The sequence below is a fragment of the Deltaproteobacteria bacterium genome, assembly GCA_009692615.1.
Classification (GTDB): domain Bacteria; phylum Desulfobacterota; class Binatia; order UBA9968; family UBA9968; genus DP-20.
Genome location: SHYW01000004.1, coordinates 1 through 15,615, shown reverse-complemented (window position 1 = coordinate 15,615; position 15,615 = coordinate 1). Strand labels below are relative to the sequence as shown.

At 57.0% G+C, this 15,615-nt stretch carries 17 protein-coding genes; 9 read left to right on the top strand and 8 right to left on the bottom strand.

Translation table 11 applies throughout. The features are described from left to right. From EXR70_01410 to EXR70_01395, 4 genes are all read right to left on the bottom strand, one after another. Window positions 1-2,277, bottom strand: coding sequence for a xanthine dehydrogenase family protein molybdopterin-binding subunit (locus tag EXR70_01410; protein MSP37134.1), 2,277 nt, complete (start codon window positions 2,275-2,277; stop codon window positions 1-3). After that, complete coding sequence (locus tag EXR70_01405; GenBank protein ID MSP37133.1) at window positions 2,274-3,143, bottom strand: xanthine dehydrogenase family protein subunit M; 870 nt, start codon at window positions 3,141-3,143, stop codon at window positions 2,274-2,276. Before EXR70_01405 ends, EXR70_01410 begins: the two co-directional genes overlap by 4 nt. A 43-nt stretch (window positions 3,144-3,186) precedes the next feature. Then, window positions 3,187-3,894 carry a hypothetical protein gene (locus EXR70_01400; GenBank protein ID MSP37132.1) on the bottom strand — a complete coding sequence of 236 codons (708 nt, stop codon included), beginning with the start codon at window positions 3,892-3,894 and terminating at the stop codon, window positions 3,187-3,189. A gap of 195 nt (window positions 3,895-4,089) precedes the next feature. Beyond that, window positions 4,090-4,815, bottom strand: a complete 726-nt coding sequence (locus EXR70_01395; protein ID MSP37131.1) for a site-2 protease family protein — start codon at window positions 4,813-4,815, stop codon at window positions 4,090-4,092. A gap of 107 nt (window positions 4,816-4,922) precedes the next feature. Here EXR70_01395 and EXR70_01390 point away from each other — a divergent pair, with 107 nt between their 5' ends. The 6 genes from EXR70_01390 to EXR70_01365 all read left to right on the top strand — a co-directional run bounded on the left by EXR70_01390 (window position 4,923) and on the right by EXR70_01365 (window position 9,553). Then, the gene (locus EXR70_01390; protein MSP37130.1) at window positions 4,923-5,360 is read left to right on the top strand and encodes a VOC family protein; all 438 of its coding nucleotides are present in this window, start codon (window positions 4,923-4,925) and stop codon (window positions 5,358-5,360) included. 110 nt (window positions 5,361-5,470) lie between these two features. After that, window positions 5,471-6,253 carry a hypothetical protein gene (locus tag EXR70_01385; protein MSP37129.1) on the top strand — a complete coding sequence of 261 codons (783 nt, stop codon included), beginning with the start codon at window positions 5,471-5,473 and terminating at the stop codon, window positions 6,251-6,253. Between the two features lie 27 nt (window positions 6,254-6,280). Continuing rightward, complete coding sequence (locus EXR70_01380; GenBank protein MSP37128.1) at window positions 6,281-6,730, top strand: four helix bundle protein; 450 nt, start codon at window positions 6,281-6,283, stop codon at window positions 6,728-6,730. A gap of 58 nt (window positions 6,731-6,788) precedes the next feature. After that, window positions 6,789-7,346, top strand: coding sequence for a 3-hydroxyanthranilate 3,4-dioxygenase (gene nbaC / locus EXR70_01375; protein ID MSP37127.1), 558 nt, complete (start codon window positions 6,789-6,791; stop codon window positions 7,344-7,346). A 25-nt stretch (window positions 7,347-7,371) separates the two neighbouring features. Then, window positions 7,372-7,917 carry a pyridoxamine 5'-phosphate oxidase family protein gene (locus EXR70_01370; protein ID MSP37126.1) on the top strand — a complete coding sequence of 182 codons (546 nt, stop codon included), beginning with the start codon at window positions 7,372-7,374 and terminating at the stop codon, window positions 7,915-7,917. 217 nt (window positions 7,918-8,134) lie between these two features. Next, window positions 8,135-9,553, top strand: coding sequence for an amidase (locus EXR70_01365; protein ID MSP37125.1), 1,419 nt, complete (start codon window positions 8,135-8,137; stop codon window positions 9,551-9,553). Window positions 9,554-9,558: 5 nt separating this feature from the next. On the opposite strand, the gene EXR70_01360 is transcribed toward EXR70_01365, so the two are convergent. The 3 genes from EXR70_01360 to EXR70_01350 are packed head-to-tail and all read right to left on the bottom strand — an operon-like array spanning window position 9,559 to window position 12,179. Further along, the gene (locus EXR70_01360) at window positions 9,559-10,566 is read right to left on the bottom strand and encodes an ABC transporter substrate-binding protein (GenBank protein MSP37124.1); all 1,008 of its coding nucleotides are present in this window, start codon (window positions 10,564-10,566) and stop codon (window positions 9,559-9,561) included. Then, the gene (locus EXR70_01355; GenBank protein MSP37123.1) at window positions 10,563-11,399 is read right to left on the bottom strand and encodes an alpha/beta hydrolase; all 837 of its coding nucleotides are present in this window, start codon (window positions 11,397-11,399) and stop codon (window positions 10,563-10,565) included. Before EXR70_01355 ends, EXR70_01360 begins: the two co-directional genes overlap by 4 nt. 9 nt (window positions 11,400-11,408) lie before the next feature. Then, entirely contained in the window at window positions 11,409-12,179 is a 771-nt protein-coding gene (locus EXR70_01350; protein MSP37122.1) for a 3-oxoacyl-ACP reductase FabG, read from the bottom strand. Window positions 12,180-12,303: 124 nt separating this feature from the next. Here EXR70_01350 and EXR70_01345 point away from each other — a divergent pair, with 124 nt between their 5' ends. The 3 genes from EXR70_01345 to EXR70_01335 are packed head-to-tail and all read left to right on the top strand — an operon-like array spanning window position 12,304 to window position 14,435. After that, window positions 12,304-13,029, top strand: coding sequence for a hypothetical protein (locus EXR70_01345; protein ID MSP37121.1), 726 nt, complete (start codon window positions 12,304-12,306; stop codon window positions 13,027-13,029). Window positions 13,030-13,058: 29 nt separating this feature from the next. Continuing rightward, on the top strand, window positions 13,059-13,883 hold the full coding sequence (locus tag EXR70_01340) for a hypothetical protein (GenBank protein MSP37120.1): 825 nt from the start codon (window positions 13,059-13,061) through the stop codon (window positions 13,881-13,883). A 27-nt stretch (window positions 13,884-13,910) separates the two neighbouring features. Then, window positions 13,911-14,435 carry a hypothetical protein gene (locus tag EXR70_01335; GenBank protein ID MSP37119.1) on the top strand — a complete coding sequence of 175 codons (525 nt, stop codon included), beginning with the start codon at window positions 13,911-13,913 and terminating at the stop codon, window positions 14,433-14,435. A 96-nt stretch (window positions 14,436-14,531) separates the two neighbouring features. Here EXR70_01335 and EXR70_01330 read toward each other — a convergent pair whose 3' ends face one another. After that, window positions 14,532-15,401 carry an SDR family oxidoreductase gene (locus tag EXR70_01330; protein ID MSP37118.1) on the bottom strand — a complete coding sequence of 290 codons (870 nt, stop codon included), beginning with the start codon at window positions 15,399-15,401 and terminating at the stop codon, window positions 14,532-14,534. Window positions 15,402-15,615: the final 214 nt, after the last annotated feature.

Genomic DNA, 15,615 nt, shown 5'->3' with positions numbered 1-15,615 from the left:
TCAGCTTCTCTTTTTACTCGCGCTCAAAGCGGCGACGATCTTGTCTGGCTTCACCGGCAGATCGCGCACGCGTACGCCGTTCAATGCGTTCGCGATGGCGTTACCGATTGCCGGCGCCATCGGTGGTAGCGCCGCTTCGCCCATGCCCTTGGCGCCGTAGGGACCGTCGGGATGGGGCGTTTCCACGAGCAGCGAGTTAAATTCACCGGGATGATCGAGCATCGACGGCAAGAGATAATCGAGAAAACTGCTGTTGATCGGCTGGCCGTTGTCGTAGCGCATCTCTTCAAATAACGCCGAGCCCAATCCGGCCAGCGCCGAGCCTTCGTTTTGCAGGCCGCATTGAATCGGATGCACCGCTTTGCCGACATCGACGGCGCTGGCGACTTGGAGGACGCGGACTTTGCCGGTCTCGGTGTCTACTTCGACTTCGGCGCTGGCGGCGGAGTAAAACCAAAACGACGAACCTTTGCCATGCCCCTGGGCATCGATGCCGCCTTCGGTGCGCAATGTATGGCTGCCAAATAGGCTGCCGCTGGCCTCTCCGTAGATCGCTTTGAAGAGCTGCGGGTAGGTGAGACTTCTTTCCGGTACGCCTTTTACTTGCAATCGGCTATCGCGCAACTCCAAGTCTTCGACCCGGGCTTCGAGGGCTTTGGCTCCCGCTTGAAACAATTGATCGCGAATCTGGCCGACGGCGAGCTGCGCCGCTTTGCCCATGTGAAAGGTCGCTCGGCTGGAGCTGGTGGATTTGTCGTAGGGCGTAATATCGCTATCGGGGAAAGTCACGGTGACGCGCTCGAAGGGTAGCGCCAATTCATCGGCGACGATCTGTGCCAACGCGGTCTGCGCGCCCTGGCCCATGTCGGAGGTGCTGGTGAGCAAGACCGCCGAGCCGTCGGCGTTAAGCCGCACGCTGGCGGCAGAGGTGCTCGGTGTCGAAGTGCTCTTGATCGCGACGGCGAGGCCTTTGCCTCGGACAATCGTATCGCTTCGCGAGGACTGCTCCGCTCCCGTTTGCCAGCCGATGGATTCCGCGACCTGCTTGACGCATTGCGAAACCCCGACGGAAATCATCGCTTCACCGGTGATGAAGCGGTCGTTCTCTTGAATTAGATTTTTCAGCCGTACTGCCAACGGATCGAGGTTGCAGCGCCGGGCGATGTCGTCGAGGTCCGATTCATAGGCCCAGCAAACATGGGACGCGCCGACGCCGCGGTAGGGACCGGCGGGCGGCAGGTTGGTGTAAACCGCGTAAGTGGTGTAGTCGCGATGGGGAATGTTGTAGGGGCCGCCCGCGATGATGGCCGCGTTCTTCGTGTTCGCCGGACCCGACAGCGCGTAGGCGCCCATGTCGTACCAGGCTTCGACCTTGCGCGCCCATAGCCGGCCGTCGCGCTTGAAGCCGGTTTTTATTTTCACCACCGCGCCGAAGCGCCGGCCGGTGAGAAAAACTTCCTCGCGACTGAGAATCCACTGCACCGGGCGGCGCGCTTTGCGCGCCAGCAACGCCACCACCGGCTCGATGCGCGCGTGGTTCTTGCCGCCGTAGCCACCGCCGATGAAGGGCACGATGACGCGCACGCGGTTCAAGGGCATTTTAAAAACCTTGGCGATCTGCTCTTGCAGCGGCGACGGCGTCTGGCTCGGCGTATGCACGATCAGCTTGCCGCTGGGCTCCCACAGCGCCGTCACGACGTGAGGTTCGATATGGCCATGCTGCACGGGCGGAATGTGATAAATGTTTTCGATGATCTCATCGGATTCTTTGAAACCCTGCTCGATGTCACCGCTGGCGGCGCGATAGACGCCGTGAATGTTGCCGCCGGCGTTTTTGTCGACATGCTGCTCCTGCACCAGCGGCGCGCCCGGCTTGGCGGCTGCGAGAATGTCGGTGGCGGCGGGCAGCTCTTCATAGTCGGCTTCGATCAGCGTGATCGCTTCTTCGGCGATTTCTTTTGAGTCCGCGGCCACCGCGGCGACGATGTCGCCGACGCAGCGAACTTTGTCGATGACGACCACCGGCTGATCTTCGACGCCGGTGCCGAAGTAAGGATTAAGCCCCGCTAAATCGTCGCGTGTCACCACTGCGCGGACTCCTGGCAGCGCCGCCGCTTTACTGGCGGTGACGCGCAGCAATTTCGCGTGCGGATAGGGGCTGCGCAGCGCCTTGGCGTAAAGCTGGCCTGGGAATTCCATATCGGCGACATAGCTCACCGCGCCGCTAACCTTGGCGCGGCCGCCGACCATTTCGACATTGGTCCCGACTAGGGTCATGTTGTCGCCTCCGTCTTGCCATTGGCGAGCGCTTGAATCGCGCGGCGGGTTAACACGCCGACCAGATGGCGCTTGTAATCGGCCGGTCCGCGCACATCGTCGATCGGGTCGACGGCGCGCGCCGCCTCGGCGGCGATGGTGGCGATCAAATCAGGTGTCAGCGCTTTGCCGTTGGCGAGGGCTTCCGCGCCAATGCGCGACGGCTTCGCCGACACGGCACCGACAGCGAGGCGCAGTTCCTTGCACAACCCGTTTTCAAACCGCGCCAACGCCGCGACACCGGCGCAGGGGCGCTCTTCCGAAGAGCCGGTCGTGAATTTTACATAGTGGCCCAGCATTCCGCTTGGCAGCGGTGGCATGATCACCGCGGAGATCAACTCGCCGGCTTCGAGGGCCGTTTCGTAGCTGCCGCGTTGGAATTCGCCGAGCGGTAATTCACGAATCCCTGTCGCGCTCATGATTTCAACGCGCGCATTCAAAGCAGCGAGCACGGTCGGCGGATCGGATTGATAATCGCCATGGGCGAGGTTGCCGCCGATGGTCGCCATGTTACGAATGCGAATGTTGGCGACGACGTGACAGGCTTGGGCGAGAATAGGATAGTGCTGCTTTACAATTTCGCAGGTTTCGATCTCGTTGATCGTCGCCAAAGCGCCGATGCGCATGCCGTGGATTGGATCGAACGCGATCGCCGATCCATCGCCGATCTTCTTCAAGTTGACCAATGACTTCGGCAGAAGCAGGCCTTGCTTGATGATCGTCAAGAGCGCCGTGCCGCCGGCGACTGCTTTGGCATCGCTCTCGTTGGCGAGGAGCGCGCAGGCTTCGTTTAGCGATCGCGGTTCGACTAATTCAAAGTTTCTCATTACGATTCCCAGCTGCTCGGCCCTCAAACCTCGAGGCTCAACGCTATTTCTCCAGCGGCCGCGGATAAGTTCTAACGCTATGCGTCAGCCCCATGCGTACCATCATCTCGGCGGTTTGGATGCTGGTCTTGAGGGCGTCCATGACCGGCACGCCGAGCTCTTTGGCCATTTCCTCGGGCGAGTATTGCACCGGCACCATGGTGACGCCCATGGGCACGATAACTTCGGCGTCGCAGTCGGCGATCAGACTGCGGGCGACTTCGAGGAACTTTCCACGCATCGCTTCGCGATTCTTGGTGCTCTCCGGCAGCGGAATGCCGATGCCGCGGATGCCGACCACCGAATCGGCGACGCGCCAGGCGTGCATCTGTTTGCGCATGAACGGAATGCTTTTGTCTTCGTAGGCGATCACGCCCAAACGATTACTCAGTTGCGCGCCGAGGTGAAGCACGGATTGGCCGGCGCCGACGACGGGGATTTTCACTAGATTGCGCGCCAGCTCGACACCGGCGTCGAGCGTGCCGAAGGGGACGACGGCGTCATAGCCATCCGCTTCGGCTTTGATTGCTACTTGGGCGACCAGCGGTCCGGCGGAAAGCGAATTGACCTGTGAATTGGAATGGCGAAAGAAGGTCGCGCCGATGACGCCGAAGCCGATCTCGGTGCCCGGCGTGGCGCACTTCAGCACCGCTTGGCGGCGCCGCTCGGTTTCCTCGGACGGATACTCGCCCATGACGACCATGATTTTCATCTTCTACCTCGTTACAAGAATGGCAATCGATATATGGCCCATGGATTAAACTGCTGTCAATGGCGATCTTGGTTTCGGTTCGACAGGTTTACGCACTTTTTATATCCGTCATACCGGCGTAGGCCGGTATCCAGGGGTGGATGGGAAGGGCGGGTCGCGCCCCGCCCGTACAGGACACAGTTCGATGCGACATTTTCATCGAGCGCTGCGGGACAATTCCAACATCTCGTGAACGTCGTGACTCATGACGGCGAGAAATGCCGCCAAGCCAAGGTAACAGACGGAGTACTGAATTCGTTTTCTTGGGCTGACCGAATAGTAGAAGGCGTTCTCCGGCGCCGCCGGGTCGTAGTGCCAGGCGCGCTTGATCTGCGGCCAGGCGAGTAACGCCATGTAGATTAGCAGCGGGCTGGGCGTGTAGAAAAATACCGCCATCAATATCGGCACGCCGAGGAGCCAGAGGCGCGGGCTGATGATCGCGGTGATGCGGCCGCCGTCGAAGGGTGACAGCGGAATCAGGTTAAACAGATTGATAAAAAAACCGGAGTAGGACAATGCCAGCAGCAAGCGGCTGTCGTAGCTCAAGGCGAGAAAATAACAAGCGACAGCGGCGACGCTGCCGGCCACGGGACCGGCGATGCCGATGTAGGCTTCGGTTTCGGCATTGTGTGGCAAGTCTTTGAGCGCGATCCAGGCGCCGACGAATGGGATGAACGTCGGCGCGCCGACCTTGAGGCCGCACTGGCGAGCGGCGGCGTAATGACCCATCTCGTGGAGGAAGATCAACAGGACAAAGCCGACGGCGTAGGGCAGGCCGAATATCCATGCGTAGACGAACACCGACAACAGCATTGTACCGCCCGTGAGCAGCACTGTCCCCAACTTGCCGCTGGCGAGAAGATACAACAGAGTCTTGATCATTTAATCATTCCTTGGTGATTACTGCTGATGTTGTAACATGGAAAATCGTTGTTGTCGTCGCCGAGCGGCGCTTGACAGTTCTGCCTCCGGTCATTAATGCTGCTAGCATGTTGGTGAAAAATGGCGCCCTCGGTCATATCGTGCTCAATGTCGCGGATCTCAAGAAGTCGGTGCGATTTTATACCGCGGTGCTCGGCTTGAAAGTCTCGGCGCGCAACTTGCAAACCAAGATGACGTTTTTGAGTTACGGCCGTGAGCATCACGATATCGCGCTGCAAGCATTACCCAAAGGCGCCAAGCACGTCGGCGGCAAGGGGATGGCGAAGCTGCATCACTTCTGCATCTACGTCGACCGCAACGAAATTATCGATGAGCTGTGTCCGCTTCTAAAGCGGCGCAAGGTTCCCGTCGTCAGCGGGCCGGAAACTTTGGTGGTGGCGGGCAATCGTTCGGTGAGTTTTCTCGATCCCGACGGCAACCGCGTCGAGGTCGCTTGCAACGCCAACAAATTTAAATTCGACAATCGAAAGCAGCGGATGGCGTAAGCGGAATTCGGACAATTAACCGCAAAGAACGCAAAGTACGCAAAAAAGAAATGAGATTCGTAGGGGCGGGTTTAAAACCCGCCCTTCCAAGATTCATGTAGAGGTGAAACATGTCAGTTGAAGCAGTCCTAAGTGGAAAGACGCTGCCCACGAAAGAGTTTTGTCAGGCCCTCATGAACGAGGTCAAGCAGCGCCACGCGCGGCTCTATCATCCGTTTTATCTCGACCTCTATGAAGGCAAGCTGGCCATCGAAGCGGTGCGGGTGTGGGCCAAAGAGGCCTGGGGTATTTTCGCTTACAACGTCGCCATTAACACGGCCAAGCTCGTGCGTTGCCAACTGTCGGGTATTCACGATCCCGAGATTCACAAAAAATTTGTCGATGTTATTCATTCCGAGGTGGGCTACAGTTATTTCGAAGGTTCGCCGCGCGCGGTGCTCGGCCATCGCGCCTTGTTCTTGCGCTACGGCGAGGCGATCGGCATACCGGCCAAGGAATTGGAACGCTGCGAGATAGAAGAGGACTTTCTCCCGACCACGGTGCTGGCGCGGGTCGGTTGGTTGGATATCGCGCTGCGCAGTAATCACATTCTCGAACAGGTGGCCTCGACCAATTGCTGCAACGAATATTCGAACCAATTGACCGGCGGGCGCTTTTTTAAAAGCTTTCGAGATCATTACGGTTTGAAACCGAATGATATTGAATTCTTCGCCGAGCACGGCGAGGCCGACACCGAACACAGCAATATCGGCTATGAATTAATCGAACAGTTCGCCACCACCAACGAGCTGCAAGTGCGAGTGATAAAAGCGCTGCGCAAAGGGCTGGCGATCTGGTGGGCGCTCACCGACGGCGTCGCCCGCGAGTGCGAGAAGCTGAAAAAAATGGAGTGATGGAGTTCTGGAATACTGGAGTGATGGGTGTTTAAGAACAAAAACCGCGGCTATCAACAGCTGCGAGTGTGGCAAGACTCAATCGAATTGTATCGGCTCACTAGCCAAGTGTTTCGTAAATTGCCTTACGAATTGAAACGAGTCGGCTCACAATCGATAGCGGCGAGCGATTCCGTCCATCGCAACATTGCAGAGGGGTATTGTCGAAAGTCGATTCGGGAATACCTCAACTTTCTAACCATTGCTTTGGCCTCTCTTGGAGAGAACGTATCTGGATTTCACGCGTATCGAGAGGCCGAACAGATTACCGAGGAGGAGTTCGTTACTTTGAATAAACTCGCCTTCAAGATCGAGAACGGGTTACTGAAGCTTGTTGAAACACTCGAGAGGAAAAAACTTAATGGAGATTGGGTTGACACACTTATCGTAAAGGAAAGCAATGAAAACTACGGGAAGTTAATGAAGACTGACACGTAGTCGTGGCGCCATCCGATACCCATCACTCCAGTACTCCAATACTCCAACGAGCTAGCTTATGGAATTACTTTCGACATACCATTTAAAGAAGTGGGTTAAAGACAACGCGCAGTTGTTCAATCCACCGATCCGAACCAATCACCTGCTGGTGCATTACAAAGACTTTCTCGTGATGATACTGCGCGGGCCGAATACTCGGCTCGATTTTCATATTCAGCCGGGTGACGAGTTTTTTTATCAGGTCGAAGGCGAGATGGAGTTGGTGGTCAAGCCGGAAGGCGAGCGGCGGCAATCCTTTCGCATCCAGGAAGGCGAGATCTTCGTTTTGCCCGGCGGCACGCCGCATTCGCCGCGGCGCTTTGAAAACACTTGGGGCTTGGTGATCGAGCGCAAGCGCCGCCAGGAAGAAAAAGAAGAGTTCGCCTGGTTCTGTGAGCAGTGCGACGACTTGGTGCTTTCGCGATTAGTGAACCAGGGCGATATTCCGTCGCAGGTCTCGGCGGTCTACAACGAGTTCAATGGCGATGTGAAACTTCGCACCTGTAAATCTTGCGGCTATGTTTTTCCCGAAACTCCGATGGCGGAGCGGCTGACGTTTCTTGACCCGAAGAAGTAGCCAATTCGAAATCGAGGAGCGCGACATGGATAATACATATCAAGAAAAGTTCGGCTTTCCGGCGGAGCGCACCAAGGGCAAAGTGCGGCCGGCGATGATGCCGTGGATTCAGGACTTCATTCGCCATTCGCCGTTTTGTGTCATGGCCACGAGCAGTAGTGCGGGAGATTGCGATGCCTCGCCGAAGGGCGGCCGGCCGGGCTTTGTCAAAGTGTTGAACGACCGCCAACTATTTCTCCCCGATGTTGCGGGTAACAAACTCTTCCATGGTTACGGCAATCTGAAAGCCAATCCGAAGGTCGGCTTGATATTTCTGCTTCCCGGCCATGACAACACGGTGCGTATCAACGGCCGGGTGAAAGTCGTCGACCGCGCCGAATTGAAGGACGTGCAGCTCGAAGTCTTCAATGCCGATGAACGTGCCGAGGTTTTGCAAGGTTTGCTCATCGACGTCGATGAATCCTACAGCCATTGCCCGCGCGCGCTGAAGTTCTCCAAGCTTTGGGATACCGAGCAGATCGCCAAGCATATCGTCGCGCCGCCGTTACCGCCGAAAGAGCCAGGAATTTAGGTGTCAGATGACCCATTAGGCTCAAAGTTAGATTGGTTGAGCAACTCGTTGAGCCTACGATCCGTCATACCGTTGGAAAACGGTATCCAGGGTGTGGGGCGGGGATGGACCCCGGTCTTCACCGGGGTGATGATAATACCGAATGATCATGTTGCCAGAAAAAACATTCAAGTTAACCGGCTGGGGTTCTTTCGATTAACAACCGGAGGTGTTCAACTTGGTTGGCATCGGCCTCTGCTTCACTAGCGCTCGCGAGCTAGCGGCTTCAATCCGCGCTCGCGCGGTTTCAGCGCGCGAAGTCATGGCCGCGTTTCTCGATCAGATTGCGCGGGTCAATCCGAAGATTAACGCCATCGTCGCCAAGCTCGACGATGAGAAGTGTCTTGCGCTCGCGGATGAAGCTGACCGGCGTTTGTCGCGCGGCGACGATGTCGGCCCGCTGCACGGTCTGCCGTTCGCTTTCAAAGATATCGACCCGGCTGTCGGTTTTCCGATGACTCGCGGTTCGGCGATCTTCAAAGATTTCATGCCGAGCGAAGATTCCGTGCTGGTGGAACGCTTGCGCCGCGCGGGAGTGATCCCGATCGGGAAGACTAATGTCTCCGAGTTCGGCATGGGCTCGCACACCTACAACGAAGTCTACGGCACGACGCTCAATCCCTACGATCTGAAAAAAAGTACCGGCGGTTCGAGCGGTGGCGCCGGCGCTGCGCTTGCCGCCGGTTTATTGCCGCTGGCGAGCGGCAGCGATCTCGGCGGCTCGCTGCGCAATCCGGCTAACTTCAACAACGTCGTTGCTTTGCGTCCATCCGTTGGGCTTGTACCGTCGGCTCCCGTGGCCCTGCCGTTTCTTGGCTTCACCGTCAAAGGGCCGATGGCTCGTTCAGTTGGCGACGCGGCGTTTCTGCTGAGCGCCATGGCTGGCGCCGATGCGCGCGATCCCGCGGTTTATCCTTCCGATCCTTCGCTGTTCGCACGGCCTTTGGATCGCAATTTCAAAAATGCACGAGTCGCGTGGTGTCCCGACTTGGGTGGTTTGCCGCTCGACCGCCGGGTTCGCGCAGTTTTGGATAGACAACGTAAAAGCTTCGCTGATCTCGGTTGCATCGTTGAAGATGCCGTTCCCGATCTCAGCGGCGCGGAAGAAGTTTTTCTAACGCTGCGGGCCTGGAATTATTGGCACACGCTGGGGCCGTTGTTGAAAGAACATCGCCGCGCGATGAAACCCGAAGCGGTATGGCAGATAGAACAGGGGCGCGATCTTAGCGGCGCCGACATTGCCCGCGCGATGCAGTTGCACGGCGAGTTGATGCAGCGCATGCGACGCTTTCAAGAAAAATATGAATTTGTGATTTGCGCGGTCAATCAAGTACCGCCCTTCGATGCGGCCATCGATTGGCCCCGCGAAATTGAAGGCGTGAAGATGGAAAATTATCTTGACTGGATGAAGTCCGCTTACCTGATCACTTCGATTTTTTGTCCGGCGATTTCCGTGCCGGCTGGATTTACCGAAGACGGGTTACCGGTTGGCATTCAAATCGTCGGTCGCTATCGCGACGATCTCGGTGTGCTGCAACTCGCTCACGCCTTTGAAGTAGTGACGCACTTTGGTCTGCGCCGACCGGCGATCGCTTAAGCGCGCTATTTCTGCTGGTAAAGTTTTGCGGCGAAGCCGCTCTTCTCGATTTCCCGTAAGATCGTGCCGTCGATGAACTGTTCCGCCTTGGCGGCTTTAGCGCGGGGATCTTTTTCGGCCATCCATGTGAGTTGGGTTTGGATCGCCGCCGGCGAAGGGTGGGGGATGGGCTGATAGATTTCGAAATAGATGCGATAGACTTCTTCCAAGGCTTCGCGGTCGTTGATGCGCAAATATTTGCTCAAGGCCCGGATGCTGCCTTCGCGGTCGTTTTTATAATTGTGAATGCCTTCGACGATGGCGCGCATGTAGCGCGTGGCGACATCGGGTCGGGTTTTGAGAAACGTTCGCGTGGTGATCACTTCGAGCTGGGGAAAATCGATCTTGTATTGGGTCGGATCGACGAGAATCGTGAAGCCGGCTTTCTTCGCCACTAGAAAAAACTCGGGCGTGAGAATCGTCGAGTCGACGGTGCGTTTGCTCAAGGCCGCCAAGCGCGTGCTGGTGCCGCCGATCTGTAGCAACGTGACATCTTTGTCGGGCACCAAGCCGAACTTTTGCAGGATCAGCCGGGAACCCAAATCGGCGACGCTGCCGAATCGTGAGATCGCATGTTTCTTGCCTTTGAGTTGGTCTATCGATTTTATTTCTCTCTGGGCGAGCAGGCCGTAGGGCAAGCGGCTTTCCATGCTCGAGATCGAAACTAGATCGCTGCCGCTGAGCGCGCTGCTCACCGCCACGGTGCCGCCGCCCATGGCGAGGTCGGTTTCGCCGGCGATCAGCGCCTGAATCGTAATCGTGCCATTTTCGATCAGCACGACATCGACCTCCAGGCCATGTTTCTCAAATAGCTTGGTGTCTTTGGCCAACCAATAAGCGCCCATGTTCGCGGTCAACGCGCTGTAGGAAGTCCGCAGGCGCGTGAGTTGCGCGTGAGCGCTGATTGTCACCAGCATGCTCACTGTAAAGATCAGACCGATCGGTCCAATCCGACGGATCCGTCCGATTTTCATGACGCTCCCCCCTCACCCTGCAAAAACTCAGTCAGCACTCGGTTAAACTCTTCAGTCTCTTCGATCTGCGGTTCGTGGGAGGAGTTTTTGAAACGATAAGTCTTGGAACCGGGCACGATCTTCTGAAAGTTGACATCCCAGTCGCTCTGGTTAAGCGGGTCATGGGCGCAGGACATCAACATCAGGGGAATCTTTAGCTGCGCGAGTTGCTTGACGAACTCTTCCGCGGTCGAGCGCACTTGATGCATGGGACTTCTCAACCGAGCGGCGGACAGCGTTTCCCATGCGCCGGGAATGATCGAACTCTCAAAGCGCTCGCGAATATTATCTTCGCTCTGCCATTTCCGGTCATGATAGAGCAGGGCGACGATCTTGCGCATGTTCTCCAGTGACGGCGTGTAGTTTTCCAAGTCGGCTTGCGAGTTGGTCTTGAACACGCTGGCGTTGCCGCAAATCGTCACTATCTTGCGAATCTGCAGCGGCGCCGGCCGGCGTACCGAGGCGCGCAAGACCAAGCCGCCGCCAGCGGAGTTACCGACGAAGAAGGCTTCGCCGATGCCCAAGGCTTCGAGGAAGCGCTGCAGATGTTTGATGCGCAGGCCGGCCGGATCGGTGAAGCTGTAGAGCTTGTCGGTCTGTCCCCAGCCCAGGCTGTCGGGAGCGACTACGTGAAACGACTTTGACAACGCTTCGATGTTGTAGCGCCAGGTGATTTCCGCCGAGGCGCCAAATTCACCGCCGTGCAGCAACACAAGATCGGGTCCGTTGCCGGCTTCGAGAAAGTGCGTCTTGATGTCGCCGACGACAATCGTGCGATGGTGGTAACCAGCCATCGGCGGTCTCTATAAGAAACAGACGCCGCCGTCGACGGCGACGGTCTGCCCGGTCATGAAGTCGCTCAGCGGTGAGGCGAGAAACAGCATGATGCCGACCAAATCTTTCGGCAACTGCACGCGCTTTAAGGCACGGTCGGACAAACGCGCGCCGCGCATTTTAAGCACTTCTTCAGTCGGGTTTTCTTCAGAGAGCGTTGAGCCTGGAGCGATGGCGTTGACATTGATATTGTCCGCACCGACCTCTCGCGCCAGAGTGCGGGTGAAGCCGATGACGCCGGCTTTCGACGTGACGTAATGAATCCGGCCGGCGCTGCCGTTGAGGGCCGTGCCCGATGAGATATTGATGATCTTGCCGGCTTTTTGCTGGCGCATGGTCGGCAGCACGGCGCGGGTGCAAAAGAACAAACCTTTGAGATTGACCGTCATCATGCGGTCCCATTCCGCCGGATCGATGGTGTCGATACCGCCGCGGTTCATCGGGACGGTCGAGAAGATCGCCGCGTTGTTGACCAGCACGTCGATGCGGCTGAACTTATCCAACGTTAGTTTGGCCATGTCCTTGGTCGACTGTTCGTTGGCGACATCGACTTTGGCCGCCAACGCTTTACCGTCGAACTGTTTGACCACTTCACCGGCGACTTTCTCCGCCGCCGGCGCGTCGATGTCGGCGACGATAACTTTAGCGCCCGCTTCGGCGAAACCGTGGCAGTAGGCGCGGCCGATGCCATGGCCGCCGCCGGTAACGATGACGACTTTATCTTTGAGTCCTTGGATCATGTAGTGCCCCCGTGATTTGGATTTGCGCCAAATTAGCCTTATAAGTTTTTGACTGTCAAGGAGACCATTTGCGTCTAATAAAAAAAACACCGATTATGACGCGGCCCAAGGTGATTTTTAAAATATGATATTTACTCGTTTATCGATGGGAATATTCTTGTTGCTCGCCGCCGTCGCCGGCTTGCTAAGTCCGTCATTGAGCTTCGCGGCGTCTTCGACCAATCCCGACACGCTGCCCATGTTCGGCCAACCGAAGATCGTCCGTCCGGATCACTTGAAAAGCGCCGATGAAACGTTCATCCGCGACAGCACGCTGCGCTACAAGACGCGCCAAGCCGCCAGCGCGGTATTTTCCGCCCAAGGATGGAGCGCGTTAAAGGCGCAGCAATTGGACGCGGCGATGCAGCGTTTCAACCAAGCTTGGCTGCTCAACACCAAGAATTATTCTGCCTTTTGGGGTTTTGGCGCGGCGCTGAGCGCGCGCGGCAATTTGCTCGAAGCGATCGAACAGCTCGAAACCGCCCGGGAGCTGATCGACGAACCGGCTCAGCGTCCGGCATTGCTCACCGATTTGGCGACCTTGCATTCAGAGTACGCCGCGAAGTTGCCGGCCGAGCGCCAGCTGGAACGGGCCCAACGCTTTGTCAGCGCCAACAACCGTTTCACCGAAGCGTTGGAGAACGACCCCAACTTCGCCAATGGCTGGCGTGAATGGGCGATGTCGCTCTATGAACAGGAGCGCTATTCGGAAGCGTGGATTCGAGTCAAGCGCGCGCGGGAATTGCGCGGCGAACCGTTGCCGCCGGAGTTCTTGAAAAAACTTTCCGCCAAGATGGCCGAGCCCAAATAGCTCGATGATTTTAGGTGAGGCATCGAAGCATGGGTTTGACGATTATCTCTCTGGTGGTGCTTGCCATGTTTTTTAGCGCTAACACGGCGGCGTCTGCGGAAAATTCCAACTTCGTCGTGATCACCAGCGGACAGTTGCCGATCATTCTCTCCGCGCCCCATGGCGGCCAGCAAGCGATTCCCGGCGTCAGCCAACGGCAGGGATCGGGCGTGGCCGGATTCGTAACCGGCAGCGATACCCGCACTGACCTATTGGCGCAGCTGGTCGCCGTGGAATTAGAGCGGCGGTTGAGCGCAAAGCCTTTCAGTGTGATCGCCCGTTTCGAACGAAAATACTTGGACGTTAACCGCGCGAGCGATGCGGCTTTCGAAAATGGCACTGTGAAGGAACACTACGATGCGTATCACGGCGCGCTGCGGCAATTCTCCGGCCTGGTAAAGAGCCAATGGGGCGGCGGATTGCTGTTGGATATCCACGGCGAAGGAAGCGACGCGACGGCGATTTATCGCGGCACGCAAAACGGCAAGACCGTAAAAGCGTTGATCGAGCAGTTCGGCGCGCCGGTGCTCAGCGGCAAGAATAGTTTACTCGGGCAAATGGCCAGCAAAGGCTATAAAGTATTGCCGTCCACTGACGAGCGCGCCAAAGAGACACGCTATACCGGCGGTTACATCGTGCAACGTTACGGCAGCCATCAAGCGGCGGGTATCGATGCGATGCAATTGGAATTCGGCAGCACGTTACGGTCGCGCGCCAATCTCGAACGGACGGCGCGGGATTTGGCCGATTCGATTGTCGTGTTTGCCAAAGAGTATCTGCCCAACCCAAAGCCAAGCGTAAACACCACGCCTTAAAGTGATTGTGTCGACACAGGAGGAAACATGGTCGGACAAGTGTTGCTCTTCTGCTTGTTGATCTCATCAACTTCGATGCCGGCCATGGCGGCGCAGCGCGATTGGCCCGGTGCACAGCCCGACTGCTGGCAGGAAGAACGCATCGTCCACAGCGCCGATTTCAACGAATTGTGGCAGGCCAACACCACGTTCAAGAAATTGCCGGGCGAAAAACTCAAGCTCGGCGTCTATTCCAGCAATAAAGCCTACTACTTCGTCGCCGAGGATGGCCGGCCCAAGGGCGCGGTGACGATCTTTGCCGAGAAGGATCATCTGATGCGCATCGAATTTTCCGAGTTGTTTGGCTTGGCCGAGGTGAAATGGATCAACGAGAAGCTGCTATTCATGCGCCCTTGGTGGGGCCGGATCGCGGCGACGGATTTGATCTACGATGTCGAGGCCGAGAAAGTGATTCATAGCGAAGGCGTGATGGATGCCTATCTGGCGTTTCAGCAGTATCGCGAAAGTTGTTCCTTACTGGGCTGCGAGTGCATCAAGAAGAAAACGGAGTGATGGAGTAGTGGGGAATGGAGTGATGGAGTAGTGGAGTATTGGGTTCGGATTCTTGTAACACTCCATCACTCCAATACTCCATCACCCCAATCTTCTTCACACCGCGATGGTTTGTCCGCCGTCGACCACCAGTGCATGGCCGGTGACAAAGGTTGCTTCGTCGGAAACTAAGAAGAGCACACCATAGGCGATCTCTTCCGGCCGGCCCATTCTTAGCAGTGCTTTGTTGCTCGCGCCCATTTTTTTTCTTTGCTCGTCGGTCATGCCCTCGCCGAGCGTTGGCTGCGGCGGAAAGCCCCGGAAGCGCGGTGTCTCGATGGCGCCGGGACATACACAGTTGATACGAATTCCCAGCGGACCGTAATCGATCGCCATCTCGCGGGTTAAATTTACGATCGCCGCTTTGGTGGCGCAGTAGCCGGGATACTGCGCCGAAGCGAGCAGGCCGAAGGTCGACGCGGTAGTGACCATGTTGCCGTAGCCTTGTTTTAGGAACTGCGGTATCACCGCCTTGGCGCCGCGATACATGGCGTTCAAGTTGGTGTTCAACACGAAGTTCCATTCCTCGTCGGTGTGTTCATGGATTTTCTTGCGGATGCCGGCGCCGGCGTTGTTGTAAAGAATATCGACCTTGCCGAAGCTATCGACGGCGGTCTTCACCGCGCGGTCCAAGTCTTCCTGCTTGGTGACGTCGCAATGGGCGAATATCGCTTCGCCGTTTTCTTTTACCTTGATCAATTGGTCGATGCGCGGCGAGATGGTTTCCTGAATATCGCAGCACACGACTTTCGCGCCCTCGCGCGCGAACAAACGTGAAGTCGCCCGGCCGATGCCGCTGTTGGCGCCGGTCACGATAGCTACTTTGCCTTTGAGCCGTCCGAGTCCCGGACGTAACATGTCGTGTTCGTCTTTTAAAATAATTTCCGCCATTGGCCGCGCCTCCAGTTTTGTTCGATGGATCACCATCCCTTACCGTAGCGGCAAAGTGGATTCAACCCACATCGGCACCCGCGGAAATAATTGACTCAGTGTAGGGTATAGGATGTCGTGGCAACGTCAATATGTCATGTTAACAGCAACGCGATTATGTCAGGGTAGTGCGTTGGGTTGAGGTCGTAAGTTAGAAACCTGGCCATAGCGGAACCCCACCTTGTTGGAGTTGGTTCGATATAGGCCAAGT

Excerpts from the sequence above, each read along its gene's own strand:
- EXR70_01410 (MSP37134.1), bottom strand. The coding sequence starts at position 2,277 with ATGACCCTAGTCGGGACCAATGTCGAAATGGTCGGCGGCCGCGCCAAG.
- EXR70_01405 (MSP37133.1), bottom strand. The coding sequence starts at position 3,143 with ATGAGAAACTTTGAATTAGTCGAACCGCGATCGCTAAACGAAGCCTGC.
- EXR70_01400 (MSP37132.1), bottom strand. The coding sequence starts at position 3,894 with ATGAAAATCATGGTCGTCATGGGCGAGTATCCGTCCGAGGAAACCGAG.
- EXR70_01395 (MSP37131.1), bottom strand. The coding sequence starts at position 4,815 with ATGATCAAGACTCTGTTGTATCTTCTCGCCAGCGGCAAGTTGGGGACA.
- EXR70_01390 (MSP37130.1), top strand. The coding sequence starts at position 4,923 with ATGTTGGTGAAAAATGGCGCCCTCGGTCATATCGTGCTCAATGTCGCG.
- EXR70_01385 (MSP37129.1), top strand. The coding sequence starts at position 5,471 with ATGTCAGTTGAAGCAGTCCTAAGTGGAAAGACGCTGCCCACGAAAGAG.
- nbaC (MSP37127.1), top strand. The coding sequence starts at position 6,789 with ATGGAATTACTTTCGACATACCATTTAAAGAAGTGGGTTAAAGACAAC.
- EXR70_01370 (MSP37126.1), top strand. The coding sequence starts at position 7,372 with ATGGATAATACATATCAAGAAAAGTTCGGCTTTCCGGCGGAGCGCACC.
- EXR70_01360 (MSP37124.1), bottom strand. The coding sequence starts at position 10,566 with ATGAAAATCGGACGGATCCGTCGGATTGGACCGATCGGTCTGATCTTT.
- EXR70_01355 (MSP37123.1), bottom strand. The coding sequence starts at position 11,399 with ATGGCTGGTTACCACCATCGCACGATTGTCGTCGGCGACATCAAGACG.
- EXR70_01350 (MSP37122.1), bottom strand. The coding sequence starts at position 12,179 with ATGATCCAAGGACTCAAAGATAAAGTCGTCATCGTTACCGGCGGCGGC.
- EXR70_01345 (MSP37121.1), top strand. The coding sequence starts at position 12,304 with ATGATATTTACTCGTTTATCGATGGGAATATTCTTGTTGCTCGCCGCC.
- EXR70_01340 (MSP37120.1), top strand. The coding sequence starts at position 13,059 with ATGGGTTTGACGATTATCTCTCTGGTGGTGCTTGCCATGTTTTTTAGC.
- EXR70_01335 (MSP37119.1), top strand. The coding sequence starts at position 13,911 with ATGGTCGGACAAGTGTTGCTCTTCTGCTTGTTGATCTCATCAACTTCG.
- EXR70_01330 (MSP37118.1), bottom strand. The coding sequence starts at position 15,401 with ATGGTGATCCATCGAACAAAACTGGAGGCGCGGCCAATGGCGGAAATT.